Source organism: Gordonia sp. 852002-51296_SCH5728562-b, from assembly GCF_001665475.1.
GTDB classification, from domain to species: Bacteria; Actinomycetota; Actinomycetes; order Mycobacteriales; family Mycobacteriaceae; genus Gordonia; species Gordonia sputi.
The window spans coordinates 1-14,308 of the sequence record NZ_LZMI01000070.1; the positions used below are offsets into that span (position 1 = coordinate 1).

The window sequence follows — 14,308 nt, forward strand, 5'->3', positions numbered from 1 at the left end:
GGGCTGCGAGATCGACTGACGATCACAACAAGGAACTGGCTCTAGAACTGCCTGGACCGGTTATCGGGGACCTGCCATTTCGGCTGGCAGGATTGTCCGGTCTCACCTTGAGCGGCTTCGGCCACATCGTCGACCTCGCCGCCCGCGTCATCGGGCCGGAGTTGCTCGCCCTAGCGGTATTGGCTATCTGCAACCGCACTAAACGCTGACACGTTGGTTGCGTTGACTTCGTGGCGCCCCGGCGGCGTCTACTTTGGTCCGTGCAAATCGAATGCTTGTGGTGGGCTGAGTGTCTCACCGCGCATCCACTCGTAGATGACGGAACCGACACGGCCAACCTCATCGGTTGCGGTAGCCTCAGCGCGAGTGCGGGCGATGAAGTGGCCGTCGACGGATGGGTGTTCTCGGCGGTGACACCTCGAGATGCGAAGTGGTGCAACGCGCCGACGCGCGGGCTGAAACAGTTTCCTCTTGTGGTCGACATACTCGCCCGCACTCGGTGACCGGAAGAGTATTCCACGTAGACGCCAACATCATTTGTCGCGGCGTGGTTACCGAACTGGCCTGGAACGGCAAGAGATTCAATTCTCCTGGCGCAATGGCATCGCGGCAGAAATTGGCGACGATACAGGATTGTCTCCGAATACACTTATGTAGTCCGCTCGGAAGGGGTTTTTATCCATTACTGAGGTGGGCAACGCCCGTTCTGCGCCAGTTGCCGCTTGCAACTGTCTCGATATGAGGAACACAGCGTACGTGCCGATGGTGAAGGCGTAGCGCGTGTAGAGACGGCTGTCCATGATCACCCTCTCGCCCACGGTGTGCCCGAGATGTGATGCACGCTCCACAAACTCTGCGTCCGCAACGCCACGATTGTGCGCCCAGATGTTGCGGGTCTGATTTGCGCTCTTTAGGGCCGTGAGCAGGCCTTCTGGGATCTCCCCATCGCGCTGAAGCGGCCTCAACACCTTTTCAAATTTTATCGGTGCCTTTTCACGGCGAGTTTTTCGTATCAGCCGCGCATACTCAGATTCTGCATCCGATACCGCAGGGTCTGCGCGGAGCACGCCGATACAGTAGTCGTCAAACGATGCCTCAAATGCCCCCCACGTCGCGATAAGCAGAAGCCCATGCAGGACATGCTGCTGGTCAGACGTATGGCGCTGAGCGCGCTGGTTCACCCCGATCGAGCGTCCGAAGTTGTGGAGCTTGTTCGCTAGCTTGATGCCCTTAGTCGCGGAGTCGGCAAAGTCAACAGTTTCGCTAACGAAATCGGCGAATCCCAGCATCGCCATCGAAGCTGGATCGACGTTCGCGGTGGTATCAACCATGAGTCATTAGAGTAGCCCACTAAGTCCTGGGCCAATGAAATCCTCAGTCCTGCAGAACAGTAATCGCCGGCGACGACGTGCTGGTCAGCAATCGCGGGCACAGGGTTCGCGCGGTGGCGCATTGACCGACGTGTCATCGCGACGTCCGACGGTGACGGCTCGTGAGGTGTCAACCACGTACTGGGCGTTGCGGAAAGCGCTCGAGGACAGCAAAGATGGGCCCGGCGCCGCCAACTTCTACTACGGCGAAATGGAAATGCGGCGCCTAGCCGCAGCACGGTGGTCGGGAGAGCCCGCGTTGTTGGCAGCTTACTGGCTGACTTCCGGTTACGGGCTGCAGGTGTAGCGGGCGCTAGCGACATTGATGGTGGTGGTCGCAGTCGCAGGATTGTGCTTCACCGTTGATGCGTGGGCAGTCGCAACGACCACCGTCATCCCGACAAACGTGGATCTTCGAACTGGTGACATCATCTCGGCCGCACCACAACCCCACGGCTTGACCCTCCCTCGGGCGTGGCTGTTCTCCGCGCAGGGATCTGTCACACTCTCCGTCCCGCAGGACTGCCAAATGTCACTCTGAGCGGCTTAGGCCACATCGCCGACCTCGCCTTCCGCGTCGACGTCGTGTCGCCGCGACCGACGTCTAATTTGGTCCGTGCAAATCGAATGCTTCTGGTGGGGTAAGTATTTCACCGCATCCAGTCGTAGATGACGGAATCGACACGGCCGACCTCATCGGTTGCGCTGGCATCAGCGCGAGTGCTGACAATGAAGTAGCCGTCGACGGGTGTGGTGTTCTCAGCGGTGACACCTCGAGCCGCGAAGTGGCCCAACGCGCCGACGCGCGGGCTGGAAGCCCTTCCTTCGGGCAAGGAAACTGCCACATCGCGATGGAATCTGCGTATGACATAGCCTGGAAAACTGCGGCCACTGCGGGTGCTTACTGACACACTCCGATGGAACCTACAGAGTCTTCATCGCTACTTTCCGTCTTCAACTGAAGGTCGCGCAGACAGCTCGCCACGCTCGGGATCAAGAAGAGTCCTACCGCTGCCCCACATCCAGGCAAGGATGTCGAACACTCTGATCGCGCTGATGTCGTCACCAATCTCGGCGTCGTCGCGGATTTCGATCAGACGAGCATGGAGTCGACGGTCGTCGGCGGTCAGCGCAGCTCGGAGGTTTCGATAGAAGTTGTGCCGCCGGGGGTTGTGACCCACAGCTCGTTTCACGACCGAGTCGATGACGGGTAGCAGGTGAGGCCGCTTGCGCGCCAACAGCTTGCTGGTCTTTGTGGTGCCGACGCCGCGGTTATCGCGCAGCAATGTCCAGAGTTTCTCTGCAGTGCTTAGTAATTCGTCGTCGGCGTCGACGAGTTCGACATCAGTGGGCAGCAGACGCAACTGCTCACCGACGCTCGCTGCGTAGGACGAATCGTTATCGCCTGTGATCCGCAACGCCGCCTGACCGGGGATATCGACGCTGAGCAGGGTGACCGCAACCAAGTCGTCGCTAGTGAACTCGTCAGCGACTTCGGTGCGGTCTCCGCCACCCGCGAATCGCTCGAACCTTGATCCGGAGAACGCGGGCACACCGTTGACGGTGAAGTACTTGCGCAGCGCGTCGACGGCGGCTGTCTCACTTTCGATATTGAAGATGGGCGGCACAAGGAAGCCATCGATACTCATGAGAGGAATCTATCGACGTGCACTTTGCAGCACGTGCGAAAACGAAAGAATGATGTGAGCTTGTACGGAGCTTGACTGTGATCCGGATGGAGACGAGCTGGAACCTAAGTCGATTCGATCGAATTGAACACTGGGTCACATCGCAGTCCGGTCTGGCTGGAAGTGTTCCTGTTTACATGAGCGACGATTTGCGTGATTCCGGAGCGATGGTTGTCGATGAGCAGGTCGAACTTCGCCGACTTAGCGACGCGTTCTCTGCCGACCAGGTTGCGGCCGCCCGCAGGGTCACGGCCTCCACGATTGACTAACGCACTGGCGCTCGATCCCGTGCCGAAACGTTATGCTTTACCCGTAGCGGACGCGCGATCCGTATCATTAACCGGACAGGCTAACCACGAATGAACGCAGCGAGGCCCCCGTCGGCTGCGCAAGCCTCTTCTCGCCGCGCCGACGCCGAGCGCAACCGCGACAAGATCCTCGCCGCTGCCCGCTCGGCGTTCGAGGAATCCGGCAGCGACGTGTCCATGGCTGAAATCTCCCGCCGTGCCGGCGTGGGTATGGCGACCGTCTACCGCAACTTCGCCGACCGCCGCGCCCTGCTCGAAGCGCTCTACCAGGGCGAGGTCCAGGTCATCTGCGACGCAGGCGAGGACGCGGAGGGCGATACGCCTGCCGAAAGGCTCGAGTACTGGCTGCGGAGTTTCATGACGTTCGCGCTGAATAAGCGCCCATTCGCTGCGGACCTGCTGGCCCATGTCGACGGCGACGAGACAATGTTCGACACCAGTCGAGCGCGAGTAGTCGCTTCCGGCCGACCACTGCTCATCGCTGCGCAGCACGCGCAGGAAGTCCGCGGCGACCTGTCACTGGAACAGATTCTCGATTCCGTTGTCGCGATCGCGGCCATCCCCGGAGACGCGCGCTACCGTCGGCCGATTCTCGCGACCTTCCTGGACGGCCTTCGTATCCCGACGTAGCTCCTGCGGGTCACCGCCTCTTGCTAACCGGATAGGTTATCCGCTACCTTAAGTGGAGTACCGCTCCGGTTAGCAAGTGTCTGGAAGCGGCGCCGTGAACGTAGAACTCAGGGAGAGCCGATGAGTGACAAGCAGATCGCAGTGGTAATCGGCGCAAACAAGGGGATCGGCCGCGAGATCGCCAAGCGGCTCGCCGACCTGGGCAACGCGGTGGTGGTCGGGGCGCGCAACCAAGAAGCCGGGGAACAGGTCGTCGCGGAGATCCGCGCTAGTGGCGGCGAGGCGGTCGCCGTCGCTCTCGACGTCACCGATTCCGCGTCGGCCGCGGCTGCTGCGAAAACGGTCGAGAGCCTGTTCGGGCGGGTCGACGCACTGGTCAACAATGCCGGTATCAGCCACCGGCCGGGTTCGGACTTCTCCGGTCAGCTACCTCGCTCGGCCAACGTCGACGACATCCGATTCGTGTTCGAGACCAACGTATTCGGCGTCATCAATGTGACGAGTGCCTTCCTGCCGCTGCTGCGGAAGTCGAAGGCCGCGCGCATCGTCAATGTGTCCAGCAGTGCAGGGTCGTTCACGATGATGACGGATCCGCAGACCTTCGAGTTGGCCCCGGTCGCGCTGGGTTACGTCCCGTCCAAGACGGCGCTGACCGCGATCACCCTGCAGTACGCCAGGGATCTCGCCGCCGACAACATCCTCGTCAACGCGGTGTGCCCCGGCTTCGTCGCCACCGACCTCAACGGACACAGGGGAGTCCTGACTCCCGCTGAAGGCGCCGTCTCCGCCGTGCGTATGGCGTCGATAACGGCGGACGGACCCACCGGTACGTTCACCGACGTCAACGGTCCGGTGGCATGGTAGGCGCCCGCACCGAGGGAGAAGCGTGATGCCGTCATTCGGGATTTTGACTGGGCCGCAACAGGTTAACTACTCCGACCTACTCCAGGTGTGGCAAGACGCCGACGGCATACCGGCGATCGAACACATGTGGTTGTTCGACCACCTCCTGCCGATCGGGGGACCGCTGGAGGGACCCATCTTCGAAGGGTGGACGCTGCTCTCGGCGCTGGCCGCGATCACCGAGAGGGTACGGGTCGGAATGCTGGTGACGAGCAACCGCTTCCGTCCGCCTGCGATGCTGGCGAAGATCGCAGCCACCGTCGACGTCGTGTCCGACGGTCGGCTGGACTTCGGCATCGGCGCGGGTTCCAATCTTCGGATTCCGATAGCTCGCCGTGAGTACGAGGCAAATGGGTTGCCGTACAACAGTTTCGGGCAGTCAGTGGATGCGCTCGCTGAGGCGTGTGAAGTGATCAAACGGCTCTGGACGGAGCACGATCCGTTCGACTTCACCGGCGAGCACGTCGTGTTGACCGGGGCGGTGGGTAATCCCAAGCCACTGCAGCGTCCGCACCCACCCCTGCTGATCGGTGGGCGATCGCGGGCAACACTGCGGGTGGTCGCTCAGCACGCGGACATCTGGAACATGCCGGGCGGCGACATCGCAGAGATGGTCGAGCGCAATGCGCTGCTCAATCGACTGTGCGACGAGGTCGGTCGCGACCCGGCGTCGATCGTGCGATCGGTTGCGTTGCCGACGTCCTACGAGCATCCCGCTCAGACGCGGGCCGCTATCGCTGAAGTCGTCGACGCGGGCTTCACGCACATTGTTCTCATCCTGCCCGCGCTCTTTCCGGCGCACGCAGCACTCTGGGTGGCGGACAACATCATCGGCTGAACGCAGTCTGCCGAATGCACTGCTAAGCATCCGGCGTGTCGAGAACTGGCCCGCTACCGCGGGAATAGTTCAGCGATCGATCGGTTTTACCTGACATGTCAGCTAATAACCTATCGGCTCGCCAACTCGACGTCTGGCAGCGCTTACAGACCGTGACCGAGACCCTGCGACGCGAGGTTGGTCGGGGACTCAAGGACGCGGGCCTCTCCGAGCAGGAATTCACCGTGTTGGCTCATCTCGTCGAGGCCGGCGGATCTGCGCGGCCGTCGGATTGCGCACGGGAGATGGGCTGGGACTCCAGCCGCCTTGCACACCAACTCGGTCGGATGGAGAAACGGGGCCTGCTCGAGCGCGGACCGGAGATCGATGGTGATGGTCGCGCGTCAACGATCTCGCTGACCGATGACGGTCGCCGCGCACATCGCAGGGCCGTCGGACCACACCTGCGGGCGGCGAAACAGTGGTTCGGTGATGCACTCACCGACGCGCAGCTGGCCGCACTCGGAGACGTCCTGACCGCACTGGAAACCAACGCGGCGCGAGTCGCCGCCAACACGCAAGGAGCACAAGCATGACCACTGCACTACACCCGGCCTGGGAACTAACGACACCGGACCTCCAGGGAAAGACAGTCGTTGTCATCGGCGGCTCCGGCGGCGTCGGGGAAGGTGTCGTTCGCACATTGCTCGACGATGGCGCGACGGTCATCGCAACCGGGCGTGATCGTGGACGACTCGACGACCTGCGCCGGAACGTCGTAGACGCGGAGACCGATCAGCGGCTGCACACCGAGTTCCTGGACGCATCAGCGCCCGATCTCGACGCGCAGATCGAAGCGCTCGCCACGACCTACGGAACATTCGACGGAGTCGTCGTCGCGGTCGCGTCCTGGGGGAATCAGGGACGCAGGCCCGCGCTGTCACTCAACGACGACGAGTGGCAACACCTGCTCGATGCCAATCTGACGACGGTCTTTCGGCTCTTCCGCGGCTTTCTGCCGCACACAGCACACACCGGAATGATCTTGCAACTCAATGGAATGAGTGCCGATATCCCCTTCCCCGGAGCAGCTGGTGTCGCATTGAGTGCGGCGGCGTCGAAGTCGCTGACGAGGACGATCGCCGCCGAACTGGACGGCCGTGGCCCGAGGTTCTATCAGGTGATCTTGGGCGTCGTACGGACGCGTGCGCGGCAGCGCGCCGGCGTCGACGATCCGACATGGCTCGACGGCGAGGAGGTCGGCGCGCATGTCGCGGCGTTGGTCGTCGGGACCAGCCCTCTCACCGACACCACGGTGCACTACCTCACGGACAAGCGTGTCGGACCGGAGACGCACTGATGGGCACGACGGATGCGCTTCACATCGTTACTCGCGGCGACCCCGGTTACGAAGATGTTCGGCACGTCTACTCGGCCACGGGTAGTCCAGCCCGTGTGCTTCTGCCGGTTGATGCAGAACAAACGGCTCGCGCATTGGAAATTGCTGTGGGGCAGAGAGATCCGTTCGCGATCCGCAGCGGCGGGCACGGGATCAGCAGCATCGCCACCAATGACGGAGGGACCGTCATCGATCTGCGGCACCTCAATCATGTGGAGCATGTGGGGGACGCGAGGGTGGCCGTCGGTGCCGGTGCGCGGTGGGGCGCGGTCGCTCGTAGTCTCTACGGCTGGGGGCTGGCCCTGACTTCCGGAGACTCAGGCGACGTCGGCGTTGGTGGATTGGCGACCACCGGCGGAATCGGACTGCTCGGACGAGCGCAGGGGCTGACCATCGACCGCATACGAGCGGCCGAGATGGTCACCGCCGACGGACGCATCATGCGGGTGTCGCACGACGAGCACCCCGACCTGTTCTGGGCGATCCGCGGCGCGGGTGCCAACGTCGGGATCGTCACCCGATTCGAGTTCGAGGCAGGCACCACGCCCACGGTGGCGCGGGCGGCGCTGGCATACGACATCTCCGACGCGGCAACGTTTCTCGCCGATTGGGGACGTGAGGTCGAGACCGCTCCTCGCGAAATCTCGGCGTTCCTGTACATCGGTGCCGGTGCGCGACCATTCGCGCAAGCGACGGTCGTCTACGCCGGCGACGACGCGGCGGCGGCGACCCGCGCACTCACACCGTTTACGGAGCTGCCCGACATCGTCGGCGCACGAGCCGAATTGGTTCCCTACCCGGCCGTCCTGCTCACCTCCGGCGCGCCGCATGTCGGCCAGCAACCCGCTGTCATGCACACGGCACTCGTCGAACATCTCGACGATGATCTCGCCGCCGACATCGGCGAGCTCCTCGCATCCAACGGTGCGCAGATGATCCAGATCCGTTCTGCAGGAGGGGCGATCAACGACGTGCCGGCAGATGCCACCGCGTACGCTCACCGCGCCCAGAACTTCTCGGTCACCGCTGTCGCCGACCACGCCTCCCAGGCGTTCGACGACGCGTGGGAACCAATCCGCGCTCGTCGAGACGGCATCTACCTCAGCTTCGAGTCAAACCACCGGCCAGAAGACATCGACGCGGCGTTTCCAGCGCCGACTCTCGCGCGGCTGCGCACAATCAAGCACAAATGGGATCCCGATGGCGTGTTCACCCAGAACTTCGACGCCACCGTTCGCTGAGAAGCCCTCTCGCTCAACTGGGACGCGCGGCGGTAACGGATCGGCGAGTCAATTGCGCGGTTCGCCTGAGCGGTGGTAGAGGCGGACAGCCGTGCAGAAGTTCGGATTCGAGATGCGCAGCCCAACAGTAGGTTTTACCGCGACCTCCGAGTTTTGCGCGCCTTCACTTTTCCGCGTGTCGGTATCGTTCCGGCCGCTTCGCGAGATGCCCGCTTGGCCGCCGCCTTCTCTTTCGCCGACCGCTTCGGTGGCGGTTCGGACGTGCCACGCGACGACGTGGCCTTGCGTCCACGCACAATCCCGATGAACTCCGCGGCCAGATCCGAAGTCGGCTGCGGCCACAGCAGTCCGACGGTGCTTGTCGGGACGTCGGTGACCGGGCGATAGTCGAGATCGCGGCGGTGGTGCAAACGCGCCAGCGACTGCGGCACCAGCACCACCCCCATTCCGCTGGCCACGAGTTCGATCGCGTCGGCGGTCGTCTCCGGCCGATGGTCCACGGCATTACCAGGACGTTCGGTGACGACGAGCGGTTCATCGAGGGGCCAAAGCACGTTCTCGTCGGCAAGGTCGGCCCGCGACAACTCGTCACCTGCGGTGAGCACATTGTCCTTACCCATAACCGCCACCGTCGTCTCTTCGTACAGGGCGATGGTGTGGTGCGGACCCAGATCGGCATGTGAGAGTGCGTCGGGCAGCCTGGTGATCGCGATGTCGACGCTGCGGTCGATAAGCGCTGCGGCGGTGTCGGCGACCGCAGTCGGTACAAGGTCGAGTCGGACGTCCGGGTGGCGTTCCTCGAAAATGCTGACCCACTTCCCGGGTGTTGTACCCGGCACAAACGCGAGCCGGAAGACCACAGTGCTGGACTCATTGGGATCGACGGGCGAATTCACGCCCCGAGGCTACCGGGGATACGCTGCGAGTATGAGCTCGCAGTCCATGAAGCCGGCCACCGCCGCCAAGAAGCTCGACATCTACCTCCCCGCGACACCCGACGAGTTTCGCTCCGGAACGATAACCCGGGAACAGGTGTCGGCCTGGCAGGCCGATCCGCCGCAGTGGTTGCGCGATCTGCGTGCGAACGGACCGCACCCGAAGAATCTGGTAGCCGCCAAACTCGGGATCTCCAACTCCGGGCTGGTCCGGGGCGAGGTGACCGAAGCGTTGACGACCGATCAGATCAACGCGTTGCTCGAAGAGATGCCCGACTGGCTCGCCGCCGAGCGCACCAAGCACGTCGAGGCCCTGCGCGAGGAGCGTCGGATCAAATCCTTGCAAGCCGACCGTCGGCGCGAGCGTGAGGAACCCACCAGCGAGGAGTGAGCTGCCGCCGTGCTGATTCGGCGTTGTCGCCGCGGCCACGTCGTCGTGCGCCGGCTTCCCCGGCCACGCGCTCCCTTGCGGCGGCTGCTCCGTTGCCCGCTGCACCTCTCAACGGCCTCTAGCGCCCTTTGGACACCACGAATAGTTCTCAGTCGGCCCCATAGCAGCGCAGGCGACCGAGCGCGTTTGCGACCTGACGATCCGCGGCGGATCCAGACGCTCACGTTAACTCGACCCAGGCGTCAATTTTTCCATCAGTAACCATCACGTAATAAATCGGGCGTGAACTGTTGTCAGTCGGAACGTCAAGTATCCCAGGCCATCCGACCATCAATTCTTCGCCAGTGGGCAGTGTCGCCCGCACACCCCCATCACACGACGGCGGTCTCGCCCGTCTCATCGAGGAGTAACCCCATGGCCATGTTCGACGACACCATCACCGAGAACATTGCGAAGTCTCTCGCCGAGATTCCGCATCCCTCCCTGCCCAAGGGTTCGAATATCTACGGCGGCACCAAGATCTTCCCCGACTACCAGGCGGAGGAAGGCGAAACCTACTTCACGCTCGTCCACGGCATCGCGCACGAGTCCTCGGTATCGTTCGTCGCAGTACTGCAGGCCACCCGCGCGCTACGCAAGGGCTTCGAGTCGGCTATCTACTTCTACGGTCCCGGAGCAATCAATTGCCTTGCCACACGCGGGTTTCCAAAGACCGGTGACTCCGGCTTCCCCGGCGAGCAGAACATCAACGACGCGTTGGAGACCTTCATCAAGGAGGGTGGAACCGTCTTTGCGTGTCGGTTCGGACTCGCGTTGCACGGTGGGCGGGAAGAAGATCTGATCGAGGGCGTCATTCCGGCACATCCGCTCGACGTGCAGGACGCGCTGATTCACTACGCCCGCAAGGGTGCGATCATCAACTCCACCTACATGGTCTGATCGTCGAGATCCCCACTCCCCGAGAGACATTCACATGACCACAATTGGTACGGTCGCCGCGAACTTCACGCGCGACCTTGAACAGAACTATCAGACAATCGCCGACTATGTAGCGCAGGCCCGCGCACGAGGTGTCGAGTTCCTGGTGTTTCCCGAGGCTGCGATCGGCGGATACCTCTCATCGCTCGGTAACCACGGCGACACCGTCAAGAACACCAAGCGATCGTTGCCGCCGGCCATCAGCCTCGACGGTCCCGAAATCGCACGCGTGCAGGAGATTGTCGGCGACATGGTGATCGCCATAGGCTTTTGCGAACTCGCTGAGGACGGCGTGACACGCTACAACGCTGCCGCGGTCCTCGACGGCGACCAGATCTACGGCAACTATCGCAAAGTGCACCAACCGCTTGGCGAGAACATGTCCTACTCGTCGGGTTCGGAGTACCGAGTCTTCGATACTCCTGTCGGGCGCGTCGGACTCCAAATCTGTTATGACAAAGCATTTCCCGAAGCTGCGCGCATCATGGCGCTGAACGGCGCCGAGATCATCGCAAGTCTCTCGGCATGGCCGGCGGCGCGTACCGCGACCGCCGAGAATCTACAGGACGATCGCTGGACATACCGGTTCAATCTCTTCGATACGGCCCGTGCCCTCGATAACCAGGTGTTCTGGGTTGCCGCAAACCAATCGGGAACGTTCGGTTCGTTGCGGTACGTCGGCAACGCCAAGATCGTCGATCCCGGTGGCAACATCCTCGACACCACGCTGCTCGAAAGCGGACTCGCCGTAGCCGACGTCGACATCGCCGGGACCTTCACCGCGATGCGAGGCGGGATGTTTCACCTGCGAGATCGTCGTCCGGACGTCTACGGTGAACTCGTCGAGGTCGACCCGACCGGAACCGCTGGATGGCGGGACCTTGCTCATGCCTGAGATGACGTTCACCGTGAGGTGGCCCGATGGCGCTGTGCAGCAGTGCTATTCGCCGAGTCTCGTCATGCACGACCACCTAACTGTCGGCAGTAGTTACACGGTGGCTGAATTCCTAACCCGCACCGACGCCGCTCTCGGCGAAGCCGCTGAGCGTGTCCGCGCCAAGTATGGATTTGCTTGTACGTCTGCCGCTGCAACCACTGAGGACATCAACAACACAGCACGCCGATACGACGACGAGTCGACCGTCGAGGTTCTCGACATGCATCCGCCACTACCCACTCCCTGACCACATTCTGGAGACATCATGAGCGCACCAGCTCATTCCACACCCCACACCACCCACATTCCGGTGGCGATCATCGGCGGCGGACAAGCAGGCCTGTCGGTCAGCTGGTATCTCGGCCGCGCGGGTATCGAGCACACCGTGATCGAATCGCGGACCGCCGTCCATGCATGGCAGTCCAAGCGGTGGGACAACTTCACCCTCGTCACCCCGAACTGGCATTGCCGGCTGCCCGGCTACGCCTACGACGGCCCGGACCCCGACGGCTTCATGACCCGCGACGAAGTTGTCGAATGGCTCGCCGAATGGCGTGAAACCTTCACTGCCCCACTGCGAGAACACACCACGGTCACTCGCCTGCGAACCATCGGGGATACTGGCTTCGAGCTCACCCTCACCACCGACGAATCTGTCGAATTGCTGACCTGTGACCAGGTTGTCGTCGCGACTGGCGGCTATCCGTTGCCGGTGGTGCCATCGTTCGCACCGTCGTTGGACACGTCTGTAAAGCAGATCCACTCAGAGCAGTACTTCACACCTGATCAGCTACCATCCGGCGCCGTTCTCGTCGTCGGGTCCGGACAATCCGGCGCACAAATCGCCGAGGACCTCCACCTCGCAGGTCGGCAGGTGCATCTCGCCATCGGCAACGCGCCGAGGGTTGCGCGCACTTACCGCGGCCGCGACTGCATGACCTGGTTGGCGGACATGGGCATCTACGACACACCGACCGAACAGTTCCCCGGAGGCAAAGCGGCACAGGAGAAGACCAATCACTATGTCACTGGCCGCGATGGTGGGCGAGACGTCGATCTGCGACAGTTCGCCGTCGAAGGGATGAAGCTCTACGGGCATCTGACCGACGGTAAGGACACGGTCCTGCGGTTCGCGCCGACCCTGCGCGAATCGCTCGACCAGGCCGACTCGGTGTACAACTCGATCTGCGCCGACATCGACCGCTACATCGAGAAGGCCGGAATCGACGCGCCTCCCGCTTCGCGCTACGAGCCCGTTTGGGAACCCGAAACCGAACCCTCCGCGGTCGACTTGGTCGAGGAGGGCATCACCAGCATCGTGTGGGCGATCGGGTACCGGCCGGACTACCGCTGGATCGAGGCAAGCGCATTCGACGGTGCGGGCCGGCCGATGCAGACCCGCGGCATCACCCAGGTACCAGGACTGAGCTTCATCGGCCTCCCGTGGATGCATACCTGGGGTTCGGGACGGTTCCTCGGAATCGACCGCGACGCACGTCACATCGCTGAATCCGTCACCGGCGCACTCGGTCTGCCCGGGCTCAGACTCGCCGTCGGATAGCCCGGGACCACAGGTAGCCGACGTGACTGTGCAGTCGATCTCCTCGGTATTCGCTGATCGCGCGCGTACCTCGCCGGGCGAAGTCATGGTCATCGACGCCCACGGGCCGGTGACCGCCGGTGAGATTGACGTGCGGGCCAACCGGCTGGCTCATCTCTTGCAGCGCCATCACGTCGCCCACGACGATGTCGTTGAAGTGGCCTTACACAACAGCGCCGCCTTCGTGGTTGCGTGCGTCGCGGTGTGGCGTGCGGGCGCCACACCGATGCCGCTCGACCCGGTGATGCCCGCAGACGAGCGGGAAATGCTCGAACGGATCGCCCAGCCTCGAGTTATCGTCGGCGACAACGTATCTCCGCGAACAGTCACGGTCGACGAGAACGATGCGCGTGACCTGCCGGCAGACACGCTCCCCGATATCTGGGCAAGTTCATGGAAGGCGCCCGCATCCTCCGGGAGCACAGGACTACCGAAGATCGTTCGTTCCATGACTCCCGCACTGGTTGACCCTGGTGCTCGAGTGGCACCGTTCTTCCCCTGCGCGGCAACACAGTTGGTGACCTCTCCGCTGTGGCATTCGACCGCCTTCACCTACGCGTTCCGGGGCTTGACCGCCGGCCATCGCCTGATCATCGAACCGGACTTCGACGAGCGCCGATTTCTAGAGCTGGTGGACAGACATTCGGTGACCTGGACAGTCCTCTCGCCTCCATCGATCCGGCGGCTGGTCCGCCTACCGGAGGAGATACGTGCGGAACACGACATGAGTTCGTTGGCATCGATTCTGCACATCGGCGGACGGTGTCCTGTGCCCGACAAGCGCGCACTGATCAAGTGGCTGGGCGCGCACCGCGTGGTCGAGGTGTATGCGGGTAGCGAATCCAACGGCGTCACGATGGTGACAGGGCACGAGTGGCTCGCGCACCCCGGCACTGTCGGTCGGCCTATCGGGGGCACCGAGGTCGCTATTCGACGCGACGATGGCACCCGTGCGGACACCGGCGAAACGGGATTGATCTGGATGCGCCGCGGAGACGGACCGTCCTACAGCTATCTGGGTGCGCAGTCGCGCCGCGGCGCAGATGGTTGGGATACCCTCGGCGACCTCGGTTTTCTCGACGCCGACGAGAACCTCTACGTGATGGACCGG

Annotated in this window: 18 protein-coding genes; 14 read left to right on the forward strand and 4 right to left on the reverse strand. The window is 62.9% G+C overall.

Features of this window, described 5'->3' with window-relative positions:
• Positions 1 to 209 (forward strand): hypothetical protein (locus A5766_RS25045; protein WP_231894639.1); only part of this gene is annotated, 209 nt, incomplete at its 5' end.
• 372 nt (positions 210 to 581) lie between these two features.
• Here A5766_RS25045 and A5766_RS13295 read toward each other — a convergent pair.
• Entirely contained in the window at positions 582 to 1,331 is a 750-nt protein-coding gene (locus A5766_RS13295; RefSeq protein ID WP_156527457.1) for a hypothetical protein, read from the reverse strand.
• Positions 1,332 to 1,452: 121 nt separating this feature from the next.
• Here A5766_RS13295 and A5766_RS13300 point away from each other — a divergent pair, with 121 nt between their 5' ends.
• Positions 1,453 to 1,677 (forward strand): hypothetical protein, encoded by a 225-nt coding sequence (locus A5766_RS13300; protein ID WP_141630776.1) that lies wholly within the window; start codon positions 1,453 to 1,455, stop codon positions 1,675 to 1,677.
• Positions 1,678 to 2,020: 343 nt separating this feature from the next.
• Here the strand turns inward: A5766_RS13300 and A5766_RS24420 are convergent, their stop codons facing one another.
• Positions 2,021 to 2,215 (reverse strand): hypothetical protein, encoded by a 195-nt coding sequence (locus tag A5766_RS24420; RefSeq protein WP_141630777.1) that lies wholly within the window; start codon positions 2,213 to 2,215, stop codon positions 2,021 to 2,023.
• A 96-nt stretch (positions 2,216 to 2,311) separates the two neighbouring features.
• The gene (locus tag A5766_RS13310) at positions 2,312 to 3,019 is read right to left on the reverse strand and encodes a DUF6308 family protein (protein WP_064905010.1); all 708 of its coding nucleotides are present in this window, start codon (positions 3,017 to 3,019) and stop codon (positions 2,312 to 2,314) included.
• 398 nt (positions 3,020 to 3,417) lie between these two features.
• Here A5766_RS13310 and A5766_RS13315 point away from each other — a divergent pair, with 398 nt between their 5' ends.
• From A5766_RS13315 to A5766_RS13340, 6 genes are all read left to right on the forward strand, one after another.
• On the forward strand, positions 3,418 to 3,996 hold the full coding sequence (locus tag A5766_RS13315; protein ID WP_005203447.1) for a TetR/AcrR family transcriptional regulator: 579 nt from the start codon (positions 3,418 to 3,420) through the stop codon (positions 3,994 to 3,996).
• A gap of 120 nt (positions 3,997 to 4,116) precedes the next feature.
• Complete coding sequence (locus A5766_RS13320; RefSeq protein WP_005203445.1) at positions 4,117 to 4,860, forward strand: SDR family NAD(P)-dependent oxidoreductase; 744 nt, start codon at positions 4,117 to 4,119, stop codon at positions 4,858 to 4,860.
• A 25-nt stretch (positions 4,861 to 4,885) separates the two neighbouring features.
• Positions 4,886 to 5,737, forward strand: coding sequence for an LLM class flavin-dependent oxidoreductase (locus A5766_RS13325; RefSeq protein WP_005203443.1), 852 nt, complete (start codon positions 4,886 to 4,888; stop codon positions 5,735 to 5,737).
• A gap of 95 nt (positions 5,738 to 5,832) precedes the next feature.
• Positions 5,833 to 6,312, forward strand: coding sequence for a MarR family winged helix-turn-helix transcriptional regulator (locus A5766_RS13330; protein WP_005203441.1), 480 nt, complete (start codon positions 5,833 to 5,835; stop codon positions 6,310 to 6,312).
• The gene (locus tag A5766_RS13335) at positions 6,309 to 7,076 is read left to right on the forward strand and encodes an SDR family NAD(P)-dependent oxidoreductase (RefSeq protein ID WP_005203439.1); all 768 of its coding nucleotides are present in this window, start codon (positions 6,309 to 6,311) and stop codon (positions 7,074 to 7,076) included. Before A5766_RS13330 ends, A5766_RS13335 begins: the two co-directional genes overlap by 4 nt.
• Positions 7,076 to 8,356 (forward strand): FAD-binding oxidoreductase, encoded by a 1,281-nt coding sequence (locus A5766_RS13340; RefSeq protein WP_005203437.1) that lies wholly within the window; start codon positions 7,076 to 7,078, stop codon positions 8,354 to 8,356. Before A5766_RS13335 ends, A5766_RS13340 begins: the two co-directional genes overlap by 1 nt.
• 134 nt (positions 8,357 to 8,490) lie before the next feature.
• Here the strand turns inward: A5766_RS13340 and A5766_RS13345 are convergent, their stop codons facing one another.
• Positions 8,491 to 9,252: a LysR family transcriptional regulator substrate-binding protein gene (locus A5766_RS13345; protein ID WP_051993739.1), complete on the reverse strand. Its 762-nt coding sequence runs from the start codon at positions 9,250 to 9,252 to the stop codon at positions 8,491 to 8,493.
• A gap of 46 nt (positions 9,253 to 9,298) precedes the next feature.
• On the opposite strand from A5766_RS13345, the gene A5766_RS13350 reads away from it, so the two are divergent.
• From A5766_RS13350 to A5766_RS13375, 6 genes are all read left to right on the forward strand, one after another.
• Positions 9,299 to 9,682, forward strand: a complete 384-nt coding sequence (locus A5766_RS13350) for a DUF5997 family protein (RefSeq protein ID WP_005203433.1) — start codon at positions 9,299 to 9,301, stop codon at positions 9,680 to 9,682.
• A 414-nt stretch (positions 9,683 to 10,096) separates the two neighbouring features.
• Positions 10,097 to 10,621 (forward strand): MSMEG_0572/Sll0783 family nitrogen starvation response protein, encoded by a 525-nt coding sequence (locus A5766_RS13355; protein ID WP_005203430.1) that lies wholly within the window; start codon positions 10,097 to 10,099, stop codon positions 10,619 to 10,621.
• 34 nt (positions 10,622 to 10,655) lie between these two features.
• Positions 10,656 to 11,555 (forward strand): carbon-nitrogen hydrolase family protein, encoded by a 900-nt coding sequence (locus A5766_RS13360; RefSeq protein WP_005203428.1) that lies wholly within the window; start codon positions 10,656 to 10,658, stop codon positions 11,553 to 11,555.
• The gene (locus tag A5766_RS13365) at positions 11,548 to 11,844 is read left to right on the forward strand and encodes an MSMEG_0570 family nitrogen starvation response protein (protein WP_005203425.1); all 297 of its coding nucleotides are present in this window, start codon (positions 11,548 to 11,550) and stop codon (positions 11,842 to 11,844) included. The genes A5766_RS13360 and A5766_RS13365 overlap by 8 nt, the downstream gene beginning before the upstream one ends.
• An 18-nt stretch (positions 11,845 to 11,862) precedes the next feature.
• On the forward strand, positions 11,863 to 13,158 hold the full coding sequence (locus A5766_RS13370; RefSeq protein WP_064905011.1) for an MSMEG_0569 family flavin-dependent oxidoreductase: 1,296 nt from the start codon (positions 11,863 to 11,865) through the stop codon (positions 13,156 to 13,158).
• Between the two features lie 22 nt (positions 13,159 to 13,180).
• The coding region (locus tag A5766_RS13375; protein WP_064905013.1) for an AMP-binding protein at positions 13,181 to 14,308 on the forward strand (1,128 nt) is incomplete at its 3' end.

What these genes read in the sequence shown, in the direction of transcription:
- A5766_RS13330 (WP_005203441.1), top strand. Translation starts at nt 5,833, where the DNA reads ATGTCAGCTAATAACCTATCGGCTCGCCAACTCGACGTCTGGCAGCGC.
- A5766_RS13320 (WP_005203445.1), top strand. Translation starts at nt 4,117, where the DNA reads ATGAGTGACAAGCAGATCGCAGTGGTAATCGGCGCAAACAAGGGGATC.
- A5766_RS13365 (WP_005203425.1), top strand. Translation starts at nt 11,548, where the DNA reads ATGCCTGAGATGACGTTCACCGTGAGGTGGCCCGATGGCGCTGTGCAG.
- A5766_RS13315 (WP_005203447.1), top strand. Translation starts at nt 3,418, where the DNA reads ATGAACGCAGCGAGGCCCCCGTCGGCTGCGCAAGCCTCTTCTCGCCGC.
- A5766_RS13325 (WP_005203443.1), top strand. Translation starts at nt 4,886, where the DNA reads ATGCCGTCATTCGGGATTTTGACTGGGCCGCAACAGGTTAACTACTCC.
- A5766_RS13370 (WP_064905011.1), top strand. Translation starts at nt 11,863, where the DNA reads ATGAGCGCACCAGCTCATTCCACACCCCACACCACCCACATTCCGGTG.
- A5766_RS13295 (WP_156527457.1), bottom strand. Translation starts at nt 1,331, where the DNA reads ATGGTTGATACCACCGCGAACGTCGATCCAGCTTCGATGGCGATGCTG.
- A5766_RS13340 (WP_005203437.1), top strand. Translation starts at nt 7,076, where the DNA reads ATGGGCACGACGGATGCGCTTCACATCGTTACTCGCGGCGACCCCGGT.
- A5766_RS13350 (WP_005203433.1), top strand. Translation starts at nt 9,299, where the DNA reads ATGAAGCCGGCCACCGCCGCCAAGAAGCTCGACATCTACCTCCCCGCG.
- A5766_RS13310 (WP_064905010.1), bottom strand. Translation starts at nt 3,019, where the DNA reads ATGAGTATCGATGGCTTCCTTGTGCCGCCCATCTTCAATATCGAAAGT.
- A5766_RS13355 (WP_005203430.1), top strand. Translation starts at nt 10,097, where the DNA reads ATGGCCATGTTCGACGACACCATCACCGAGAACATTGCGAAGTCTCTC.
- A5766_RS13360 (WP_005203428.1), top strand. Translation starts at nt 10,656, where the DNA reads ATGACCACAATTGGTACGGTCGCCGCGAACTTCACGCGCGACCTTGAA.
- A5766_RS13335 (WP_005203439.1), top strand. Translation starts at nt 6,309, where the DNA reads ATGACCACTGCACTACACCCGGCCTGGGAACTAACGACACCGGACCTC.